Source organism: Enterobacter sp. BIDMC92, assembly GCF_001030225.1.
Lineage (GTDB): Bacteria > Pseudomonadota > Gammaproteobacteria > Enterobacterales > Enterobacteriaceae > Enterobacter > Enterobacter sichuanensis.
In genome coordinates this window covers 674,130-694,604 of sequence record NZ_KQ087598.1, presented here as the reverse complement: position 1 = coordinate 694,604, position 20,475 = coordinate 674,130, and the positions used below count along the sequence as shown (strand labels likewise).

Below are 20,475 nucleotides of genomic sequence, written 5' to 3'. Positions count from 1 at the left end.
TAATTATCCCAGTACTCGTGCGCCAGCCGTGTCCAGACGGCAAATATGAACAAAGCCTTCCTGATTTTGCAGGTAGTGTTTAGAGAGCCAGTCCGCCACGCGCTGCGCAGTGTCTGGCTTATCGCATAAGGCAAACAGCGTCGGGCCGGAGCCGGAGATGCCGCATGCCTGCGCGCCAATATCCATTGATGCCTGTCGCGCCTCGTTAAAGCCAGGCAGCAGCTTGGTGCGATACGGCTCGGCAATAACGTCTTTCATCAGTTTCGCCGCCAGCTGTGGCTGACGGGTGTAGCAGGCGTGGATAAAGCCCGCCAGATGACGCCCGTGGGCGATACAATCCTGACGTCGATACTGCGCGGGCAGGATCGCACGCGCTTCGGCCGTAGACACTTTGATGCCCGGATAGGCCAGCACCCACAGCCACTCATCAAACCCTGGCACCTGCTGGCTAATGATGCCATTTTCTTCGATCATCAGCTGCATGCCGCCGAGGAAGCACGGTGCAACGTTGTCGTAGTGAATGCTGCCGGAGATACGGCCTTCCAGCTCGCCCATTAGCCCCAGCAGACGGCTATTGTTGAGGGGCTTACCGCAGTGCTCGTTCATCGCCACCAGGGCAGCCACCACGGAACAGGCGCTGGAGCCCAGCCCGGAGCCAATCGGCATACTTTTTTCCAGCGTCATGGCGACCGGCACGTTTTTACCGATCTCCTGACAGAAGCGTTCCCAGCACTGATAGACGATATTCTCGCGTGGCTCCGACGGCAGCTTGCTGGCAAAACGCCCTACGTTATTCAGGCTGAAGCTTTCTGCCGCTTCAACCGTCACCGTGTCGCCCAACAGCGAACCGTCTACCGGCGTAACCGCCGCACCCAGCACATCAAATCCGACGCTCATATTGGCGCTGGAAGCCGGGGCATAAACTTTGACCATGTTAAACTCCTAACTTCCATGACAGGGTACGCAGCAGATCGGCAAACACACCCGCCGCTGTAACATCGTTCCCTGCGCCATAGCCGCGAAGCACCAGCGGCAATGGCTGATAATAGTGGCTGTAAAACGCGAGGGCGTTTTCGCCGTTTTTGACTTTGTACAGCGGATCGTTGCCGTCAACTTCGGCAATCTTTACCCGGCACACGCCATCTTCTTCAATGTTGCCAACATAGCGCAATACCTTACCTTCATCACGGGCTTTCGCAACGCGGGCGGCAAAAACGTCGTCAAGCTGCGACAGCCTGGCCATAAAGGCGCCGACATCACCGCTGCTGTCAAATTCTTCCGGCAGTACCGGTTCAATCACGATATCTGAAAGCTCAAGCTCGCGGCCCGTTTCACGCGCAAGGATCAGCAGCTTGCGCGCCACGTCCATACCGGAAAGATCGTCGCGCGGATCCGGCTCGGTGTAGCCCAGCTCACGCGCGGCGCGGGTCGCTTCCGACAGGCTCATGCCTTCGTCCAGTTTGCCGAAGATAAACGACAGCGAGCCGGAGAGAATGCCGGAGAATCGCTGCAGCTCGTCACCCGCGTTCAGCAGGTTCTGCAGGTTCTCAATCACCGGCAGGCCTGCCCCGACGTTGGTGTCGTAGAGGAACTTGCGGCGCGACTTGCTCGCCGCCAGACGCAGCTGGTGGTAGTAATCCATCGACGAGGTGTTGGCCTTTTTGTTCGGCGTGACCACGTGGAAACCTTCACGCAGGAAGTCTGCGTACTGATCGGCAACGGCCTGGTTTGACGTACAGTCAACAATCACCGGGTTAAGCAGGTGATACTCTTTTACCAGACGGATCAGGCGGCCCAGGTTGAACGGCTCTTTTGCCTCCTTCATCTCGGCCTGCCAGTTTTCCAGATTCAGACCGTGAACGTTGGTCAGCAGCGCTTTTGAGTTGGCAATCCCGCAGACGCGCAGATCGATATGCTTCTTCTTCAGCCACGCCTGCTGACGCTTCACCTGCTCCAGCAGTGCACCGCCCACGCCTCCGACGCCGATCAGGAACAGCTCGATGACCTGATCGGTGTTGAACAGCATCTGATGAACCACGCGAACGCCGGTGGTGGCATCGTCGTTATCCACCACCACGGAAATAGAGCGCTCTGACGAGCCCTGGGCAATTGCCACGATATTGATATTAGCCCGCGCCAGCGCGGCAAAGAATTTGGCAGAGATACCGCGCAGGGTGCGCATGCCGTCGCCCACCACGGAGATGATCGCCAGACGCTCCTGAATCGCGAGCGGCTCCAGCAGCTCTTCTTTCAGCTCCAGATAGAACTCTTCCTCCAGCGCGCGGCGGGCGCGCAGGCAGTCAGCCTGCGGCACGCAGAAGCTGATGCTGTATTCGGAAGAGGACTGGGTGATCAGTACCACAGAGATACCGTTGCGGGACATGGCCGCAAACACGCGGGCGGCCATGCCGACCATCCCTTTCATCCCCGGACCGGAGACGCTGAACATCGCCATGTTGTTCAGGTTAGAGATACCTTTCACCGGCAGACCGTCTTCATCGGTGCTGGCGCCAATCAGCGTACCCGGCGCTTGCGGGTTACCGGTGTTTTTAATCAGGCAAGGGATCTGGAACTGGGCAATCGGGGAGATGGTACGAGGGTGAAGCACTTTAGCGCCGAAGTAGGAGAGCTCCATCGCCTCCTGGTACGACATCGACTTCAGCAACCTGGCGTCCGGTACCTGACGCGGGTCGCAGGTGTACACGCCGTCGACGTCAGTCCAGATTTCACAACAGTCCGCGCGTAAACAGGCGGCCAGTACGGCGGCGGAGTAGTCGGAGCCGTTACGGCCCAGCACCACCAGCTCGCCCTTCTCGTTCCCGGCGGTGAAACCGGCCATCAGGATCATATGGTCAGACGGAATTTTGCTGGCGGCGATACGGCGGGTTGATTCGGCAATATCAACGGTGGATTCGAGGTAGTGGCCCACCGCCAGCAGTTTTTCAACCGGATCGATCACGGTCACGTTGTGGCCTCGCGCTTCCAGCAGGCCGGCCATGATGGCAATCGACAGCTTTTCACCGCGGCAGATCAGCGCCGCGTTGATGCTGTCCGGGCACTGACCCAGCAGGCTAATACCGTGCAGCACGTGCTTAATTTGCGCGAATTCCTGCTCAACAAAAGACTTAAGCTGTGCCAGCGGGAAGCCCGGTTGTGCCTCAGCCAGCCCCTGCAGCAGCTCAGCGAAGATACGCTCGGCGTCGCTGATGTTCGGGAGTGCATCCTGGCCACCGATGGTCTTTTCAATCATTGCCACCAGATGGTTCGTGATTTTTGCCGGGGCAGAGAGCACGGTCGCAACCTGCCCCTGCCTGGCGTTGCTCTCCAGGATATCGGCAACACGCAGAAAACGTTCTGCATTTGCCACTGATGTACCGCCGAACTTCAACACTCGCATGGTTCTACCTCGTTTCCTTTAGCCGAAAAAAAAGCCCGCACTGTTCAGGTGCGGGCTTTTTTCTGTTTTTCCTGTACGCGTCAGCCCGCATCGTTACCTGTGGTAATGATGATGGTTGTGGTAATGGTGGTGATGCTGATGCGTTTCATGGATGTTGTGTACTCTGTCATTATTATCTGTCTGTGCTGTATTCTTTTAGGGTTAAAGGATCGGGACCCTTAAGTCAATGGATTTTTAATTTGATCACATTTCAGAAGACTCTCACGTCCCGCTGCAGGCAGATTTATTTTCATCCGATTCCCCCAGATGCAACCCTTTGCAACAGACTTATCCGCCATAGTAAAAACTTATGGCAGCATTTTACTCGGCCAATTTTTTTTCAATATCGTGCAGCAAACGATGCAACATTGCGGTGTCCCGCTGCTCAAGACGCCCAAGACGCTGCTGCAGCCAGTCCGCCATTTTGCGATCGTCCGCCACCCCTAACCGGGATAACAGATGCTCAACGCGTGTGCGCAGCGCAGCCAGCTGGTTTTCATTTGCCCCTTCCGCCTGGGGCTGGGGAATTTGTATTAGGGAGGCTAATTGGTAGCAGTAGACCATGACCGCCTGGCCTAAATTCAGGGAAGGATAATCAGCCACCATGGGTGCCCCCGTTAGCACGTCAGCGAGTTCCAGCTCTTCGTTTGTTAATCCGGAATCCTCACGACCAAATACCAGCGCCGCTCTCTCCAGCCACTGGCTTTTCTCACTCAGCATCGGCACCAGCTCCGCGGGCGTAGCGTAATAGTGGAACTTCGCCCGGCTGCGCGCCGTGGTGGCAACGGTAAAGGAGATGTCGTGCAACGCCGCGGCAAGCGTGTCGTAAGTGGTTATATTATCGAGAATATCGCCTGAACCATGTGCCACCCAACGTGCCGAAGGCTCAAGGTGGGCGGTGCTGTCCACAATACGTAAATCGGTAAAACCCATGGTCTTCATGGCGCGCGCGGCAGCACCAATATTTTCTGCTCTGGCTGGGGCGACCAGTACAATCGACAGATGCATTTATGCTCTCTTTTTAATCGGTTAGCGGGTAGAAATGTGATGCGCTTCAACATATTACGCAGCGCGAATTTACAAAATTGCAACACAAATCACCGAAATAGCGTTTCATAACAAATTAAAAACGCTAAACTATTCCTTGTCTGAACAATCAGTTAGAATGTTAACAGAACACTATTATCCCTATGTTTTATAATGATAATAGCGGTATGAATACCCTATTCTGATTGGATTCGCTTCGTTTATAAATCAATGACCGCAACTAGTTGGTTTATTGAAAAATTGTGACAAAGGCTAGCATTCCGCTACGATGATTTCATCAAACTGTTAACGTGCTACAATTGAACTTGATATATGTCAACGAAGCGTAGTTTTATTGGGTGTCTGGTGTCACTTAGCCTGTTATGTTGCTGTTAAAATGGTTAGGATGACAGCCGTTTTTGACACTGTCGGGTCCAAAGGGAAAGTACCCAAGACCAAGCTAATGATGTTGTTGACGTTGATGGAAAGTGCATCAAGAACGCAATTACGTACTTTAGTCACGTTAAGCCGATCATGTTAATTTGCGACATGCATCAGGCAGGTCAGGGACTTTTGTACTTCCTGTTTCGATTTAGTTGGCAATTTAGGTAGCAAACATGCAGACCCCGCACATTCTTATCGTTGAAGACGAGTTGGTAACACGCAACACGTTGAAGAGCATTTTCGAAGCAGAAGGCTACGATGTCTTTGAAGCGACCGATGGCGCAGAGATGCATCAGATCCTTTCTGAAAATGATATCAACCTGGTGATCATGGACATTAACCTGCCGGGCAAAAACGGTCTTCTTCTGGCGCGCGAACTGCGTGAGCAGGCGAACGTCGCGTTGATGTTCCTGACGGGCCGTGACAACGAAGTTGATAAAATTCTTGGCCTGGAAATCGGTGCGGATGACTACATCACCAAACCGTTCAATCCTCGCGAGTTAACCATTCGTGCACGCAACCTGCTGTCCCGCACCATGAATCTGGGTACGGTCAGCGAAGAGCGTCGTAGCGTTGATAGCTACAAATTCAACGGCTGGGAACTTGATATCAATAGCCGTTCGCTGATTAGCCCGAACGGTGAGCAGTATAAACTGCCGCGCAGTGAATTCCGCGCGATGCTGCACTTCTGCGAAAACCCGGGCAAAATTCAGTCCCGTGCAGAACTGCTGAAGAAAATGACCGGCCGTGAGCTGAAACCGCACGACCGTACCGTAGACGTGACCATCCGTCGTATTCGTAAACATTTCGAATCTACGCCTGATACGCCGGAAATCATCGCCACGATCCACGGCGAAGGGTATCGTTTCTGTGGTGACCTGCAGGAGTAATCCCGCAGTTAACGCATGAAAAAACGGCGCATTAGCGCCGTTTTTTTTATTCCCGCCACGGCATAATCGGCACCGCGCTGATGGCGTTTTTCGGTGATCCCTCCACCACTTTGTCAGAATAGGCCAGGTAAGCCAGCGTATTGCGTTTCGCATCGTAGAAGCGCACGACCTGCAGCTTTTTAAACACCAGCGAGGTCCGTTTCTGGAACACCACGTCGCCCTGCGCTTTGCCGTTTTTAATTTTATCGCTCAGTTCAACCGGACCTACCTGCTGACAGGAGATCGCCGCGTCGGAGGTATCTTCCGCCAGCCCCAGACCGCCCTTAATCCCGCCCGTTTTCGCACGGCTGACATAGCAGGTGACGTTTTTCACGTCCGGATCGTCAAACGCCTCCACCACGATTTTGTGGTCCGGGCCAAACATTTTAAACACGGTATCGACGGAGCCAATCTGTTCAGCCTGCGCGGCGCGCCCGACCATCAGCATCAATGCGGTGAAGATCAAAGTCTTGTATTTCATATTGTTACCATTCTTAAAAATTACGCTGAGCGATTATTCAACACTTTAGACAAAAATGTAGCAAGATCACAGGATTAGAATATATTTGCCCATAATGTGCGCCAAAAAGCATGAATGCGCAAAAAAAACACTGAATGCTAAAACATCAAAAAATGCTATTATCCGCTAACCTGTTATCAGGCACCTGCTGTTTTAAGGATGAGGATAGTATATGGATCAGGCTGGAATTATTCGCGACCTGCTCACCTGGCTGGAAGGTCACCTCGACCAGCCTTTGTCACTGGACAATGTGGCGGCTAAAGCAGGCTATTCCAAGTGGCATCTGCAAAGGATGTTCAAGGATGTCACCGGTCATGCTATCGGGGCCTATATACGCGCACGTCGTCTGTCAAAATCTGCTGTGGCATTGCGCCTGACCGCGCGCCCGATCCTGGATATTGCCCTGCAGTATCGTTTCGATTCGCAGCAGACCTTTACCCGCGCCTTTAAAAAACAGTTCTCGTTGACGCCAGCGCTTTATCGTCGCTCGCCTGACTGGAGCTCGTTTGGTATGCGTCCGCCGCTGCGTCTGGGCGAGTTCGCGATGCCGAAATATGAAATCGTCACGCTGCCTGAAACCCATCTGATCGGGACAACGCAGAGTTACTCGTGCTCCCTTGAGCAGATTTCTGAGTTCCGTCATCAGATGCGCGTCCAGTTCTGGCGCGACTTCCTGAGCCACGCGCCGGCGATCCCGCCGATTCTGTATGGCCTCAACGAAACGCACCCAAGCCAGGAAAAAGATGACGAGCAGGAGGTGTTCTACACCACCGCGCTGACGCCAGACATGGCCAATGGCTACATTCAGGGTTCAAAGCCTGTGGTGCTGGAAGGCGGCGAGTACGTGATGTTCGCCTATGAAGGACTGGGAACGGGTGTTCAGGAGTTCATCCTGACCGTTTACGGGACCTGCATGCCAATGCTGAATCTGAATCGCCGTAAAGGTCAGGACATTGAGCGCTACTACCCGGCGCAGGACGCTAAACCGGAAGAAGGCCCAATCAATCTGCGTATGGAATTCCTGATTCCAATACGTCGTTAACGCTGCAGTTCATCGAGCGCAGGGGCATCAAGATGTGAAATGTCCCCTGCCATCTCCACCACCCAACCCGACGCCAGCCATGCGCTTTCCTGATAATCAATTCGGGAAATGGAGCAGTTACGCAGACGCAAACGGCGCTCAGCATAAGCGGGTAATCCGAGGATCGTGCTCACCAGGCAACCCAACGCAATCCCGTGACTCACCAGCAGCGGACGGCTTCCCGCCGGCAGCTTCAGGCATTCCGCCAGTGCGGCATGCATACGTACGCTGAGCTCCTGCATGGATTCACCTTCAGGGATACGGCCATCTTCGGTACCGTTCACCAGCGTGCGACGCCAGCCCTCTTCCGTTTCAGTCAGCGTATCGATATGACGTTTTTCCAGCACGCCCATATCCAGCTCACGCAGACGCGGCTCAAGCATAACATCACAGCCGCAGGCGTCCGCGATGATGCGCGCCGTCTGCTGTGTGCGACCTAAGTCGCTGGTGATGACGTGGGTAATGCCCAGCGTTCTGGCACGCTCTGCCACCTGCCACGCTTGCTGCACACCCTTCTCAGTGAGAGGACTGTCTGACTGGCCTTGAATACGTCGCTCGGCGTTCCACTGCGTTTCACCGTGGCGAACAAGGTATACCTGTAACATGCTTTTTTTCCGTTATACTGCGATGAGTTTTTTTTGAATCGAGCTTAATTATGCACCATGTTGTCTCTGCTACCACTAATCCTGCCAAAATTCAGGCAATTCTAAGGGCATTTGAAGAGATCTTCGGCGCAGGATCCTGCCATATTGAAGCCATCGGCGTCGAGAGTGGCGTTCCTGAACAGCCGTTTGGCAGCGAGGAAACGCGCGCTGGCGCACGAAATCGCGTGGCAAATGCCAGAGCGGCAGCACCGGACGCTGACTTTTGGGTCGCCATTGAAGCCGGTATCGATGAAGGCGCAACCTTTAGCTGGGTGGTGATTGAAAGTCGTGAACAGCGCGGTGAAGCGCGTTCGGCCACCCTGCCGCTGCCGGCGATCATTCTGGAAAAAGTGCGTGCGGGTGAAGCGCTCGGGCCGGTGATGTCGCAGTACACCGGCATTGACGAAATTGGCCGTAAAGAAGGGGCGATCGGCGTCTTTACCGCCGGCGCGCTGACGCGTTCAGGTGTTTACCACCAGGCGGTGATCCTGGCGTTAAGCCCGTTCCATAACGCGATTTATCGTTAGGCATTTTTCAACAACACCGCTTCCAGCCACTGGCGCAGCTCGACCGGGGCCGACTTCAGGCTGTTCGAGCCGCGGGTAATCGTTGCGATGCCCGCGCCGAGCTCATTTTTGAGCTCGCGCTGGCTCATCTCACCGCGCAACAACTCTTCAATGATCCGCACGCGCGTGCCCAGCGCCTCGCGCTCGTCCGGCGTGAGCATCAGCTGCATCAGGGGTAGATGCAGATCCTGATCGTATGACTGGCGAAGCAACTCCACAAAACGAAGCCACTCCTGGTGACGTTGTTCGGCCATTGCCGAGGAATACGGGGAATGCGGGGTCATGTTATGCTGCCTCTTGTACTCATTAGCGAGTACAGCATAACACAACCCACGCCGATCAGTAACGTCTCTGCCACTCGGCATCGCTCATCAGGGTATCTTTCTGCCCCATGAAGTAGCGATAGTAGGCATCATACGCCAGCACGTTTTTCACGTATCCGCGGGTTTCCGAGAACGGAATACTCTCGACAAACGCCACGGCGTCGATGCGTCCGGCGCTGTTGCCGAGCCAGGTACGCACGCGACCCGGCCCCGCGTTATAGGCCGCCGAAGAGAAGATGCGGTTATTGCCGAACTGCTGATACACGTACTGGAGATAGCTGGTACCGATGTTAATGTTTGTATCCGGATCCAGCAGCTGTGACGGGCTGCTGTACCCTGGAATATTAAACATCTTCACCGTATGCGTCGCCGTACCCGGCATGATCTGCATCAGGCCACTGGCACCTACCGGGGAACGGACTTTCGGGTTCCACGCGCTCTCCTGACGGGCAATCGCCATCGCGTAACTTTGCGGGATATCTTTACCGCGGGTGTAGCGTTCGAAAAGATCGTTATAAGCCAGCGGGAAACGCTCTTCGAGATGATCCCACAGCTTACCGGCTATCGTCGCCTGCACGCTCAGATCCCACCAGTGATTATCAAAGGCATAGCGGGCAAGCTGGGCTTTTTCGTCGGTGGTGCGGCTGGTCACCAGATTCGCCCACTCGCTGCGCGCGGTATTGTCCATGTTCCAGTACATCAGCTCGCGCACGCGCGCCATTTCCGGCCCCTGCGTCAGCGCCGGGTTAGCATTCGCGGGCGCTTTATCAATGCGGAAGGTGTACTCCTCGCCCAGACGCTGTGCGGCCGCCATCGGGTAGAACCCGCGCTGCTGCATCAACGCATGGAGGATCTCTTTGGCTTCATCATCACGACCGCGCTCCATTAGCAGATCGGCCTGCCAGTAACGCCATTCGTCCTTCTCTTTGGCTTCCATAGGCAAACGCGCCAGCCAGGTATTCAGCCCCCGGCGATCGCCCGTCCCCAGCGCCATTCGCACACGACGTTCCACCAGCGAGGTGGAGTTTGAGCGCATAATCGCATCGTCTCGCCAGCGCGCCTGTTCGTCGGTCACATCCGTGCCCATCAGTCGCCATGCAACGATGTCGCGCAACTCCTGGGTTTGGTCTTCATTAAGCTGCTGCGCCTGCACCAGCTGCGGGATCATCAGCCGCGCGTTTTCCACATCGTCACGCGCTACGCTGGCAAAGGCTACCGCCGCCATCTGGCGGGTAAAATCAGTCGCCCCCGTACTGCGCGCAAAGGTGAGAACGCTGTTGGGATCGTTTGCCAGTGCAATAACTGCCGAGGAGATCGTCTGGTAATCAGACGGCATCTGCCCCGCCAGCGCGGTCACCAGACGCGTGTTTCCGGCTTTCATCGCCAGACGGATGCGCTCAAGGTAGGCCAGCGGGTCCTGCTTGCCGGAGGCGCGCCATGCGCCAAACAGCGAATCGCAGGCGTTTGGCTGGCTTTTTCCGGTCAGCCACAGCTCTTTCGCCCCAGCCCAGGCCTCCTCCTGCTGACCGGTGGCCCATTTTGCATAGTAGTAGTTACACTGGGCTTCGGTGGTAGTCGGCTTATCAGGACTGAACGCCAGCAGGCCACGCCAGTCTTCACGGCGCGCCAGTTCGTTCACAAAGCGAGACTGCAGAGTCCGCGCCGGCGGCAGGGTCGGGTTCGCCTGAATGAAATTATTCACGGTGACGGTCGGTTGATTCATGAGATCGTCCGTGATCTGACGATACTCCAGATACGGATACAGCGGATAATCCTTCAGCGTCGGCATCAGCGCCTGCACGGTCTCCATCTGCTTGTTGTCCCACGCCTGTTTAATCTGGGCGTAGCGGTTACGTTGTTCATCCAGTGAATCGGCATGCACCGCCTGGCTTACCGCCATTACGCATACGCTGGCAGCCAGCAGACGCCAGACCACCCGTTTGGCTTTTTCCACAAGCTCTTCCTCATTGTTTTTTCGTCAATTGCAGCGTCTTGCCACGTCAAAGTCTAATCAACTTATGCTAACCAGGCATCCTGCAACGCGCCACGTCATGGACACTTTTTTACCTTTCTTGCGCGTTTTAACACTCCCGACGTTCCTGGCTGGGATTAGGACGGGAAAAAGGCTACACTTCGAGGCTGAATTCCATTCTCATTACGATAAAAGAGGCGAAGTCCAACGTGGCTCAATTCGTTTATACCATGCATCGTGTCGGCAAAGTGGTTCCGCCGAAACGTCATATTCTTAAAAATATCTCGCTGAGCTTCTTCCCGGGCGCAAAAATTGGTGTTCTGGGTCTCAACGGTGCCGGTAAGTCCACCCTGCTGCGCATCATGGCCGGCATCGATACAGACATCGAAGGTGAAGCCCGTCCGCAGCCTGGCATCAAAATTGGTTACCTGCCGCAGGAACCTCAGCTGAACCCGGAACACACCGTCCGTGAGTCCGTCGAAGAAGCCGTTGCTGAAGTCGTCAACGCGCTGAAAGGCCTGGATGAAGTGTATGCCAAATACGCCGAGCCGGATGCGGACTTCGATAAACTGGCCGCACAGCAAGGCAAGTTTGAAGAGATCATCCAGGCGCATGACGGCCACAACCTGAACGTGCAGCTGGAGCGCGCCGCTGACGCTCTGCGTCTGCCGGACTGGGATGCGAAAATTGCAAACCTCTCCGGTGGTGAACGCCGCCGCGTGGCGCTGTGCCGCCTGCTGCTGGAAAAACCAGACATGCTGCTCCTCGACGAACCAACTAACCACCTGGATGCAGAATCCGTAGCGTGGCTGGAACGCTTCCTGCACGACTTCGAAGGCACCGTGGTGGCGATTACCCACGACCGTTACTTCCTCGACAACGTTGCCGGCTGGATCCTGGAGCTGGACCGCGGTGAAGGTATTCCATGGGAAGGCAACTACTCTTCCTGGCTGGAGCAGAAAGATCAGCGTCTGGCGCAGGAAGCGTCTCAGGAAGCGGCGCGTCGTAAGTCTATCGAGAAAGAACTGGAGTGGGTACGTCAGGGCACGAAAGGCCGTCAGTCCAAGGGCAAAGCCCGTCTGGCACGCTTTGAAGAGCTTAACAATACCGAATACCAGAAACGTAACGAAACCAACGAACTGTTTATTCCACCTGGAGCACGTCTGGGGGATAAAGTGGTTGAAGTGACCAACCTGCGTAAGTCCTACGGCGACCGTGTGCTGATCGACGATCTCTCTTTCTCCGTACCGAAAGGGGCTATCGTTGGGATCATCGGTCCGAACGGCGCGGGTAAATCGACCCTGTTCCGCATGATGTCCGGTCAGGAACAGCCTGACAGCGGTTCTATCACCCTGGGTGAAACCGTGAAGCTGGCGTCCGTTGACCAGTTCCGTGACGCGATGGATAACAGCAAAACCGTCTGGGAAGAAGTTTCCGGTGGTCTGGATATCATGCGTATCGGCAACACCGAGATGCCAAGCCGCGCCTACGTTGGCCGCTTTAACTTCAAAGGCACCGACCAGGGCAAACGCGTAGGCGAGCTGTCCGGCGGTGAGCGCGGTCGTCTGCACCTGGCGAAGCTGCTGCAGGTGGGCGGTAACGTACTGCTGCTCGATGAACCAACCAACGACCTGGACATCGAAACCCTGCGCGCGCTGGAAAACGCCCTGCTGGAGTTCCCGGGCTGCGCGATGGTTATCTCGCACGACCGCTGGTTCCTTGACCGTATCGCAACCCACATTCTGGACTACCAGGATGAAGGTAAAGTGGAGTTCTTCGAAGGTAACTTCACCGAATACGAAGAGTACAAGAAACGCACGCTGGGCGCAGACGCGCTGGAGCCGAAGCGTATTAAGTACAAGCGTATTGCGAAATAAAAGCAAAACGGCAACTTCGGTTGCCGTTTTTTATGGTTGCTCCCTCTCCCCGTGGGAGAGGGTCAGGGTGAGGGCATCAGGCCGCACATAATCACCCGCCCACGTAATACCGCTTCACCTCATCAAACTGCATTGCAAAGTCGATATAGCTCATCAGCGCAGGCGAGTTGAGCTTACGGCTCGGGTAGGCCAGCCACAGGTCGTTTCCTTCGACGCGCCATTCCGGCAGCACCTGCACCAGTGCCCCTTTCTCGACTTTATCTTCCAGCAAAAATGCCGGAAGCAGCGTGATCCCCGCACCGGCAATCGCACACTCGCGGGCGTATACCAGATTATCGGTCATGTGCGCGTTATCCGGCAGGTAGCGGTAATCTTCGCCTGCGCTTTGCAGCAGCCACTCAGACCAGGCTTTGTGGGTAATACAGCGGTGCTCCACCAACTGGCGAGGATGCGTCAGCGGCTCCCGACGCGCCAGATACGCCGGTGAGGCCATCATATAGCGCGGGCAGTGGCCGATCATCCGACCTATCAGAGAGGAGTCCTGCGGCTTACCGGTTCGCAGTGCCACATCAAAGCCTGACTCGACCAGATCCAGCACGTCGTCAGAAATGGAAACATCGAGCGAAACGTCAGGATAGCGGAGCTGAAATTCGGCGTTCAAATGCGCCAGTAATGTCGCACCAATCCCTGCCGGGCAGGTGATGCGAAGCCGCCCGCTTGGGTTTTCGCGCAGGCGCTGTATGGCGTACTCTGCCCGCTCGCTGGCCGCCAGCATCTCCCGGCAGTGGACAAGATAGTGTTCACCCGCAAACGTCAGATTCAGCCGGCGCGTGGTGCGGTTAAGCAGGCGGATCCCCACCTGCTGTTCAAGCTGGCTGATGCGCTGGCTCACGCTGGATTTCGGCAGACCGGCTTTCTGCGCTGCGGCAGTGAAGCTCCCCATCTCAGCCACCAGCGCAAACAGCGTCATGTCCTGCAGCTGTTTAAACATGATTGTTCATCCTGTACGAACGCTGAGTTCTTGATTGTCCATCTTATCACGCGCATGGCCACTTAATAGACTAGTCTCAACAAAACGTATTCCATTGAGGAGCACACCATGTCAGTCAAAGCCATTGCCGTTAACCCAGAAAATCCTTCCACTTTCATTGAAATCACTTCGCCAATGCCGCAGCCCGGCGAGCACGATCTGCTGGTAGAGGTGAAAGCCGTCTCCATTAACCCGGTGGACACCAAGGTGCATGCAAGCCTGACCCAAAACGGGCTGAAAGCGCCGCGCGTGCTCGGATGGGATGCCAGCGGGATCGTCAAAGCCGTAGGGGCGGGCGTCACCGGATTCAAACCGGGGGATGAAGTGTGGTACGCAGGGGACATCACCCGTCCGGGCAGCAACACCACCCATCAGTTGATTGACGCGCGCATTGTCGGGCACAAACCCTCAAGCCTCGGCTGGGCGGCTGCCGCTGCTCTCCCGTTGACCGCACTCACCGCGTGGGAAGGCCTGTTTGAACGGCTGAACATTCAGGATGCTGGCGCAGACAAAACGCTGCTGATCATCGGCGGTGCGGGTGGGGTGGGATCGCTGGCGATCCCCTTTGCGAAGCACAACAGCAAGGTGAAGATCATTGCCACGGCTTCACGAGACGATTCCGCCCGGTGGTGTCGCGATCGCGGTGCAGATATGGTGGTGAACTACCACGACCTGAAAGGCGAGCTGGCGAAACAGGGACTCACCTTTGTGGATTATATTTTCATCCTCAACGACACCGACGGACACTGGGATGCGGTAAGTGACCTGATTGCGCCTCAGGGCCATATCTGTTCCATCGTTGAGAACGCGCATCCGCTGAACCAGGACAAACTGAAATCGAAATCCGCCGCCCTGCACTGGGAATTTATGTACACCCGCAGCATGTACCAGACCGCTGATATGGCACGTCAGGGTGAAATCTTAAATGAGGTGGCGAAGCTCGTGGATACCGGCGTGGTGGAAAGTTCGCTGAGTGAAACGCTGCACGGGCTGAGCGTGGAAAGCATTACCGAGGCGCACCGTAAAGTGCTGGACGGACATATGCGCGGGAAAGTGGTGGTTGAGTTCTGAGTGGTTTGATGCCCTCACCCCAGCCCTCTCCCACAGGGAGAGGGCGGTTAACGCTTATCCCTGCTCCCCCATCATCTCCCTCACCAGCTCGACGCAGCGCAGGAAACGGGAGTCGTAATCCGACTCTTCCACATGCACAAACTCAACGTTGTTCTCCCTGAGCATATCCACCAGCATGGTCTGGAACTCACGCCTGTCCACGGAGCTGCCAAGGCTACGCATGCCGTCAGCCACCCACGGGGTGTTGTTTTCCAGCAGGATCACCAGGTCAAAGCGGTATTCATCAATCAGCGCCTGCACGAACGGGTGTTCGCGCCCTTCGTACTTTTTACAGAACGCCTGCGTGGTCACGAAATCGGTATCGATAAACGCCACCTTGTTGGCGTATTTCACCGCGAAATCAATGTACTGGGCATGCCCAAGCGCGATTTTATCGTAGTCGGAATACTGCAGGGCCATCTCATCCCCACCCAGATGGGAGAAGACATAATCGCGTCCGTACTCCCAGGCGCTGGTGGTGTTGAAGATATTCGCCAGCTTGTTGACCAGCGTTGATTTCCCGCTCGACTCGCCGCCCAGGATCGCCACCGTACGCACGAAAAACGGCTTCACCTCAGTCGGGATGTAATCCCAATAGCGGAACGGGTTTTCGCGGATCTGCGCCCCGCTGATGTTCATAAAGGTGCGCTTCGGATCGATAAGCACCGTTTCAATGCCCAGATGCTCGCGGAACTGCGGCGCGTCGGACGCTTCAGAGGTGTAGATCCAGTTCGGGGCAATGCCCTTCTCTTCCATAAACGCCTTAATGCCGTTGCTCCACACGTCCCAGCCGTGCGGATAGGGCTCCATGCCCTCTTCATTGAAAGCATGAATGCGAATATTTTTCTGATACTTGAAGGTCTGAAGCAGCCAGCGCAGGCGGTCCGGCACCGTCGGCTGCTGCGACATGGCGCTGTCCTCAAACAGCTGGCGATCGCGGGTTTCGTCGTACCCCATGATGATATGCAGTTCATCCACCTGACTACAGGCGCGCTGGATCAGATAGATATGCCCGGTATGCAGGGGATAAAACTTGCCAAACACCACGCCGATGTTCTTTTGCATACGCGGGAATTCAAGCCCCAGAAAGCGGTGCAGCGCTTCCAGCTTCTGCGCGCTGGGGCTTTTGATTTTGGCGTTCAGCAGCTGGCTAAGGTAGCCTTTGGTCATACCGCTGGCGTCCGCCACCTGCTGCAGCGTGCAGCCCTTCTGACGGATTGCGGTTTTGATGTAGTCAAATGATGACATAAATTACGGTGCCTCCTGCAAAATCGAATACGTAATTATAAGTCGTCAAAGACATTTAACGCATCTGCGAGTTTTTTCACGCCAAATACCTGCATCCCTTCCGGGATTTTTTTCGGCACGTTAGCGGCCGGAACGATCGCCCGGCGGAAACCGTGTTTTGCCGCCTCGGAGATACGCTCTTGCCCGCTGGGCACCGGACGGATTTCCCCGGCGAGGCCCACCTCGCCGAAGACGACCAGATCCTGCGGCAACGGTCGGTCACGCAGGCTGGAGACCATCGCCAGCAGCAGCGCCAGGTCCGCGCTGGTCTCAGTGACTTTGACGCCGCCGACCACGTTAACGAAAACGTCCTGATCCGCCATCTGCAGCCCGCCATGACGGTGCAGCACCGCCAGCAGGATCGCCAGACGGTTCTGTTCCAGACCGACCGCCACGCGCCGCGGGTTGCCCATCATCGAGTGATCGACCAGCGCCTGAATTTCGACGAGCAGCGGGCGCGTCCCTTCCCACAGCACCATCACCGAACTGCCGGAGGTGATTTCATCGCCACGACTCAGGAAGATGGCCGACGGGTTGCTGACTTCACGCAGCCCTTGTTCGGTCATGGCAAACACCCCCAGTTCGTTCACCGCCCCAAAGCGGTTTTTGTGGCTGCGCAGGGTACGGAAACGGGAGTCCGCGTCGCCGTCGAGCATTACGGAGCAGTCGATACAGTGTTCGAGCACTTTTGGCCCCGCCAGCGAGCCGTCTTTCGTGACGTGGCCGACCATCACAATTGCCACGCCGCGCGTTTTGGCAAAGCGCGTCAGGTAGGCCGCCGTTTCACGCACCTGCGCCACGCTGCCCGGCGAGGACTGAATGTCCGCCATATGCATCACCTGGATGGAGTCGATCACCATCAGCTTCGGCTGCTCTTCTTCGGCGATCATACAGATCTGCTCGATGCTGGTTTCTGACAGCATGTTCAGGTTGCCAGTGGGCAGACCCAGACGGTGCGCGCGCATCGCCACCTGCTGCAGCGACTCTTCGCCCGTGACGTACAGGGTTTTCATCTGCTCGGCGAGCTTGCAGAGCGTTTGCAGCAGCAGGGTCGATTTACCCGCGCCAGGGTTACCGCCGATAAGAATGGCGCTGCCCGGCACCACGCCGCCGCCGAGCACGCGGTCAAACTCTTTGAAGCCGGTGGAGAAGCGCGGCAACGCTTCAAGACTGATGTCCGAAAGCTTTTGTACTTTCGCCACACCGGCATTACCCGCATAGCCGCTCAGGCGTTCGTTGCGCGCCACGCTCGGCGAAGCCGCCACACCACGCACTTCGGTGATGGTGTTCCAGGCATGACAGGCGCTGCATTGCCCCTGCCAGCGCGGATAATCCGCACCACATTCATTACAGACAAATGCGCGTTTTGGAGCTTTCGCCACGTTTTACCTCGTTATTTCTGATTAAGGCTGCCGGAGAGAATGCAGAACACCCCCATCAGGTCAGCATGACGGATAGTCACTTCCGTCTTTTCATTCACTTTTGGTTTGGCATGGTAGGCAATGCCAAGTCCGGCCGCTTTGATCATCGGCAGGTCGTTTGCGCCGTCCCCGATGGCGACGGTCTGCACGACCGGAATCTCATATTTTTCCGCCAGACGGGTCAGGGTGTTGGCTTTGTACTGGGCATCCACAATATCGCCGATCACCTGGCCGGTCAGTTTACCGTCCATGATCTCCAGCTCATTAGCCACCACGGTGGTCAGATGCAATTTTTCCCGCAGATAATCTGCGAAGAAGGTGAAGCCCCCGGAGGCAATCGCCACTTTCCAGCCAAGGGACTGCAGCTTCAGCACCAGCTGCGTCAGCCCTGGCATTAGCGGCAGCACATCGCGCACCTGGCGCAGGATGTTGGCATCGGCCCCTTTCAGGGTCGCCACGCGCTGTCGCAGGCTGGCGGTGAAGTCCAGCTCACCGCGCATCGCACGCTCGGTCACTTCCGCTACCAGCTCGCCGCTGCCCGCCAGTTTGGCGATCTCGTCGATACATTCGATCTGGATCGCCGTCGAGTCCATGTCCATCACCAGCAGACCCGGCGTCTTCAGGTGCGGAATTTTCCCCAGCGGGGCGACATCCAGCCCGGCGTCATGCGCCAGACGCGTTGCGCGCTGCGTCAGGGAACCAGCCAGGCGAATGACCTGGTAGTCTTCCACGCACCAGGCGGCGACGATAACCATCGCAGCGCCCAGCTTGCTTTGATACTGGGTCAGGCGTTGCTTATCCAGACCGCGTCCGTAGAGGAGCCAGCCGCTACGACCGGCGTGGTAATCCAGAGGCATCACCTCATCGCCACTTAAAGAGAGCGGCAATCCTGGCCATAAAGAGACATCCGTTGGCAGGTCACACCAGGTAATGTTCGGCATTAAAGCTCCTGTAATTTCGTTCGCGCCGGAAGGTTGCAGAGGGAAAATAACGCATGAGGCTACCCTGTAACCATCACTTCTGGCAACATTAAGCCGTAAATTTTCAGCAGGTGGAATATGGCTCGCGCAAAACTGAAATTCCGGCTCCATCGCGCCGTGATTGTCCTCTCCTGTCTCGCACTGTTAGTGGTGCTGATGCAAGGGGCGTCGTGGTTCAGCCAGAATCATCAACGGCAACGCAATCCGCAGTTTGAAGAGCTGGCCCGCACGCTGGCACGCCAGGTGACGTTTAATATTGCGCCGTCCATGCGTACCGAAACGCCGGACGAAAAACGTATAGGCCAGGTTTTACGTCTGCTGACGGAAAACAGCCGCATCCTGGATGCCGGTGTCTATGATGAGCAAGGCGACCTGATTGCCCGCGCGGGCGAACATGTCGACGTACGCGACAGGCTGGCGCTGGACGGTAAAAAAGCCGGCGGCTATTTCAACCAGCAGATTGTCGAACCCATTCAGGGGAAGAATGGTCCGCTGGGCTATCTGCGCCTGACCCTTGATACGCATACTCTGCCAACCGAAGCCAAACAGGTTGATAACACCACCAACATTCTGCGCCTGATGCTGCTGCTTTCGCTCGCCATTGGCGTGGTTCTCGCACGCACCCTGCTTCGGGGCAAACGCTCGCGCTGGCAACAATCCCCGTTCCTGCTGACCGCCAGCAAATCCGTTCCCGAAGACGAAGAGAGCGAGAAGAAAGAATAGTGATAAAGTAGGCGGATGATTCGGAAAAGGAACTCTGCCATGACGACGTTACGCCTGCTTATCTCTGACTCTTACGATCCCTGGTTTAATCTCGCGGTTGAAGAGTGCATCTTCCGTCAGATGCCCGCTACCCAGCGCGTCCTGTTTCTCTGGCGCAACGCCGATACGGTGGTTATTGGCCGCGCGCAAAACCCGTGGAAAGAGTGCAACACCCGGCGTATGGAAGAGGACAATGTTCGTCTGGCGCGCCGCAGCAGCGGCGGTGGCGCGGTGTTTCACGATCTGGGCAATACCTGCTTTACCTTTATGGCGGGTAAACCGGAATACGACAAAACCATCTCCACCTCGATTGTGCTCAACGCGCTGAATTCACTCGGCGTGACGGCTGAAGCTTCCGGACGTAACGATCTGGTGGTCAAAACGCCCGAGGGAGATCGCAAAGTGTCCGGCTCTGCCTATCGCGAAACGATGGATCGCGGGTTCCACCATGGCACCCTTCTTCTTAACGCCGATCTCAGTCGTCTGGCGAACTACCTGAATCCCGACAAGAAAAAGCTGCAGGCGAAGGGAATTACCTCCGTGCGCGGCCGCGTGGCGAACCTGGTCGAGCTGCTGCCGGGGATTACCCATGAGAAAATCTGTGAGGCCGTGCGCGAGGCGTTCTTCGCGCATTACGGCGAGCGCGTGGAAGCAGAAGTCATTTCGCCGGATAAGACGCCAGACCTGCCAAACTTTGCAGAAACGTTTGCCCGCCAGAGCAGTTGGGAGTGGAACTTCGGCCAGGCACCGGCCTTCTCTCACCTGCTGGACGAGCGTTTTACCTGGGGCGGTGTGGAACTGCACTTTGACGTCGAGAAAGGGCATATCACCCGCACACAGGTGTTTACGGACAGTCTGAATCCGGCGCCGCTGGAAGCGCTTGCTGCACGTTTACAGGGCTGTTTGTACCGGGCGGATATGCTGCAGCAGGAATGTGACGCGTTGATTGGGGATTTTCCGGAGCAGGAAAATGAGCTGCGGGAGCTGTCAGCGTGGATTGCGCAGGCCGTGCGCTAGGTGCGGTCTGGTGCCCTCACCCCGGCCCTCTCCCACAGGGAGAGGGAGGG

20 protein-coding genes and 1 other annotated feature are annotated in these 20,475 nt (G+C 56.3%); of the genes, 7 read left to right on the top strand and 13 right to left on the bottom strand.

All coding sequences use genetic code 11. The annotated features are described in order from the left end of the window. Window positions 1–3 precede the first annotated feature (3 nt). The 5 genes from thrB to yjjY all read right to left on the bottom strand — a co-directional run bounded on the left by thrB (window position 4) and on the right by yjjY (window position 4,984). Window positions 4–933, bottom strand: coding sequence for a homoserine kinase (thrB, locus tag SP99_RS03185; protein ID WP_047957721.1), 930 nt, complete (start codon window positions 931–933; stop codon window positions 4–6). A 1-nt stretch (window position 934) separates the two neighbouring features. Next, entirely contained in the window at window positions 935–3,397 is a 2,463-nt protein-coding gene (gene thrA / locus SP99_RS03180; RefSeq protein ID WP_047957720.1) for a bifunctional aspartate kinase/homoserine dehydrogenase I, read from the bottom strand. A gap of 24 nt (window positions 3,398–3,421) precedes the next feature. Then, window positions 3,422–3,539 (bottom strand) — a sequence feature (Thr leader region). Continuing rightward, on the bottom strand, window positions 3,478–3,546 hold the full coding sequence (gene thrL / locus SP99_RS23490) for a thr operon leader peptide (protein ID WP_015572623.1): 69 nt from the start codon (window positions 3,544–3,546) through the stop codon (window positions 3,478–3,480). It overlaps the preceding feature by 62 nt. A gap of 211 nt (window positions 3,547–3,757) precedes the next feature. Beyond that, on the bottom strand, window positions 3,758–4,444 hold the full coding sequence (locus SP99_RS03175) for a tRNA/rRNA methyltransferase (RefSeq protein WP_047957719.1): 687 nt from the start codon (window positions 4,442–4,444) through the stop codon (window positions 3,758–3,760). A 399-nt stretch (window positions 4,445–4,843) separates the two neighbouring features. Beyond that, on the bottom strand, window positions 4,844–4,984 hold the full coding sequence (gene yjjY, locus SP99_RS24505) for a YjjY family protein (RefSeq protein WP_085928893.1): 141 nt from the start codon (window positions 4,982–4,984) through the stop codon (window positions 4,844–4,846). Window positions 4,985–5,079: 95 nt separating this feature from the next. Here yjjY and arcA point away from each other — a divergent pair, with 95 nt between their 5' ends. Next, the gene (gene arcA, locus SP99_RS03170; protein WP_003856501.1) at window positions 5,080–5,796 is read left to right on the top strand and encodes a two-component system response regulator ArcA; all 717 of its coding nucleotides are present in this window, start codon (window positions 5,080–5,082) and stop codon (window positions 5,794–5,796) included. Between the two features lie 46 nt (window positions 5,797–5,842). Here arcA and creA read toward each other — a convergent pair whose 3' ends face one another. Further along, on the bottom strand, window positions 5,843–6,316 hold the full coding sequence (creA, locus tag SP99_RS03165; RefSeq protein ID WP_045284830.1) for a protein CreA: 474 nt from the start codon (window positions 6,314–6,316) through the stop codon (window positions 5,843–5,845). Between the two features lie 211 nt (window positions 6,317–6,527). On the opposite strand from creA, the gene robA reads away from it, so the two are divergent. Further along, entirely contained in the window at window positions 6,528–7,397 is an 870-nt protein-coding gene (robA, locus tag SP99_RS03160; RefSeq protein WP_025758049.1) for an MDR efflux pump AcrAB transcriptional activator RobA, read from the top strand. Here robA and gpmB read toward each other — a convergent pair. Beyond that, the gene (gpmB, locus tag SP99_RS03155; protein ID WP_008502057.1) at window positions 7,394–8,041 is read right to left on the bottom strand and encodes a 2,3-diphosphoglycerate-dependent phosphoglycerate mutase GpmB; all 648 of its coding nucleotides are present in this window, start codon (window positions 8,039–8,041) and stop codon (window positions 7,394–7,396) included. The two genes, robA and gpmB, sit on opposite strands and share 4 nt — an antisense overlap. A gap of 50 nt (window positions 8,042–8,091) precedes the next feature. Between gpmB and yjjX the strand changes: the two genes are divergently transcribed. Next, window positions 8,092–8,607 carry an inosine/xanthosine triphosphatase gene (gene yjjX / locus SP99_RS03150; protein ID WP_025758050.1) on the top strand — a complete coding sequence of 172 codons (516 nt, stop codon included), beginning with the start codon at window positions 8,092–8,094 and terminating at the stop codon, window positions 8,605–8,607. Here the strand turns inward: yjjX and trpR are convergent. Together trpR and sltY are read right to left on the bottom strand one after the other, a co-directional pair. Next, window positions 8,604–8,930: a trp operon repressor gene (gene trpR / locus SP99_RS03145; protein ID WP_025758051.1), complete on the bottom strand. Its 327-nt coding sequence runs from the start codon at window positions 8,928–8,930 to the stop codon at window positions 8,604–8,606. The genes yjjX and trpR overlap by 4 nt on opposite strands. A 55-nt stretch (window positions 8,931–8,985) precedes the next feature. Beyond that, window positions 8,986–10,923 carry a murein transglycosylase gene (sltY, locus tag SP99_RS03140; protein ID WP_047957718.1) on the bottom strand — a complete coding sequence of 646 codons (1,938 nt, stop codon included), beginning with the start codon at window positions 10,921–10,923 and terminating at the stop codon, window positions 8,986–8,988. Window positions 10,924–11,150: 227 nt separating this feature from the next. On the opposite strand from sltY, the gene ettA reads away from it, so the two are divergent. After that, complete coding sequence (ettA, locus tag SP99_RS03135; protein ID WP_025758053.1) at window positions 11,151–12,818, top strand: energy-dependent translational throttle protein EttA; 1,668 nt, start codon at window positions 11,151–11,153, stop codon at window positions 12,816–12,818. A 91-nt stretch (window positions 12,819–12,909) separates the two neighbouring features. Here ettA and SP99_RS03130 read toward each other — a convergent pair whose 3' ends face one another. Continuing rightward, window positions 12,910–13,809 carry a LysR family transcriptional regulator gene (locus SP99_RS03130; RefSeq protein ID WP_047957717.1) on the bottom strand — a complete coding sequence of 300 codons (900 nt, stop codon included), beginning with the start codon at window positions 13,807–13,809 and terminating at the stop codon, window positions 12,910–12,912. 108 nt (window positions 13,810–13,917) lie between these two features. Here SP99_RS03130 and SP99_RS03125 point away from each other — a divergent pair, with 108 nt between their 5' ends. After that, on the top strand, window positions 13,918–14,919 hold the full coding sequence (locus tag SP99_RS03125; RefSeq protein WP_047957716.1) for a zinc-binding alcohol dehydrogenase family protein: 1,002 nt from the start codon (window positions 13,918–13,920) through the stop codon (window positions 14,917–14,919). A gap of 54 nt (window positions 14,920–14,973) precedes the next feature. Here the strand turns inward: SP99_RS03125 and nadR are convergent, their stop codons facing one another. Genes nadR through serB form a run of 3 tightly spaced genes read right to left on the bottom strand, consistent with a single transcriptional unit; the run spans window position 14,974 to window position 18,607 of the window. Then, a complete protein-coding gene (gene nadR / locus SP99_RS03120) occupies window positions 14,974–16,206 on the bottom strand; it encodes a multifunctional transcriptional regulator/nicotinamide-nucleotide adenylyltransferase/ribosylnicotinamide kinase NadR (protein WP_025757503.1) in 1,233 nt (410 codons plus the stop codon). Window positions 16,207–16,241: 35 nt separating this feature from the next. Then, window positions 16,242–17,627, bottom strand: coding sequence for a DNA repair protein RadA (radA, locus tag SP99_RS03115; protein ID WP_045284834.1), 1,386 nt, complete (start codon window positions 17,625–17,627; stop codon window positions 16,242–16,244). Window positions 17,628–17,638: 11 nt separating this feature from the next. Then, window positions 17,639–18,607 carry a phosphoserine phosphatase gene (gene serB, locus SP99_RS03110; RefSeq protein WP_025757501.1) on the bottom strand — a complete coding sequence of 323 codons (969 nt, stop codon included), beginning with the start codon at window positions 18,605–18,607 and terminating at the stop codon, window positions 17,639–17,641. A gap of 117 nt (window positions 18,608–18,724) precedes the next feature. Here serB and SP99_RS03105 point away from each other — a divergent pair, with 117 nt between their 5' ends. After that, on the top strand, window positions 18,725–19,369 hold the full coding sequence (locus SP99_RS03105) for a YtjB family periplasmic protein (protein WP_025757499.1): 645 nt from the start codon (window positions 18,725–18,727) through the stop codon (window positions 19,367–19,369). A 39-nt stretch (window positions 19,370–19,408) separates the two neighbouring features. After that, window positions 19,409–20,425 carry a lipoate--protein ligase gene (lplA, locus tag SP99_RS03100; RefSeq protein WP_047957715.1) on the top strand — a complete coding sequence of 339 codons (1,017 nt, stop codon included), beginning with the start codon at window positions 19,409–19,411 and terminating at the stop codon, window positions 20,423–20,425. Window positions 20,426–20,475: the final 50 nt, after the last annotated feature.

Excerpts from the sequence above, each read along its gene's own strand:
- thrB (WP_047957721.1), bottom strand. The coding sequence starts at position 933 with ATGGTCAAAGTTTATGCCCCGGCTTCCAGCGCCAATATGAGCGTCGGA.
- thrA (WP_047957720.1), bottom strand. The coding sequence starts at position 3,397 with ATGCGAGTGTTGAAGTTCGGCGGTACATCAGTGGCAAATGCAGAACGT.
- SP99_RS03175 (WP_047957719.1), bottom strand. The coding sequence starts at position 4,444 with ATGCATCTGTCGATTGTACTGGTCGCCCCAGCCAGAGCAGAAAATATT.
- arcA (WP_003856501.1), top strand. The coding sequence starts at position 5,080 with ATGCAGACCCCGCACATTCTTATCGTTGAAGACGAGTTGGTAACACGC.
- creA (WP_045284830.1), bottom strand. The coding sequence starts at position 6,316 with ATGAAATACAAGACTTTGATCTTCACCGCATTGATGCTGATGGTCGGG.
- robA (WP_025758049.1), top strand. The coding sequence starts at position 6,528 with ATGGATCAGGCTGGAATTATTCGCGACCTGCTCACCTGGCTGGAAGGT.
- gpmB (WP_008502057.1), bottom strand. The coding sequence starts at position 8,041 with ATGTTACAGGTATACCTTGTTCGCCACGGTGAAACGCAGTGGAACGCC.
- yjjX (WP_025758050.1), top strand. The coding sequence starts at position 8,092 with ATGCACCATGTTGTCTCTGCTACCACTAATCCTGCCAAAATTCAGGCA.
- trpR (WP_025758051.1), bottom strand. The coding sequence starts at position 8,930 with ATGACCCCGCATTCCCCGTATTCCTCGGCAATGGCCGAACAACGTCAC.
- SP99_RS03130 (WP_047957717.1), bottom strand. The coding sequence starts at position 13,809 with ATGTTTAAACAGCTGCAGGACATGACGCTGTTTGCGCTGGTGGCTGAG.
- SP99_RS03125 (WP_047957716.1), top strand. The coding sequence starts at position 13,918 with ATGTCAGTCAAAGCCATTGCCGTTAACCCAGAAAATCCTTCCACTTTC.
- nadR (WP_025757503.1), bottom strand. The coding sequence starts at position 16,206 with ATGTCATCATTTGACTACATCAAAACCGCAATCCGTCAGAAGGGCTGC.
- serB (WP_025757501.1), bottom strand. The coding sequence starts at position 18,607 with ATGCCGAACATTACCTGGTGTGACCTGCCAACGGATGTCTCTTTATGG.
- SP99_RS03105 (WP_025757499.1), top strand. The coding sequence starts at position 18,725 with ATGGCTCGCGCAAAACTGAAATTCCGGCTCCATCGCGCCGTGATTGTC.
- lplA (WP_047957715.1), top strand. The coding sequence starts at position 19,409 with ATGACGACGTTACGCCTGCTTATCTCTGACTCTTACGATCCCTGGTTT.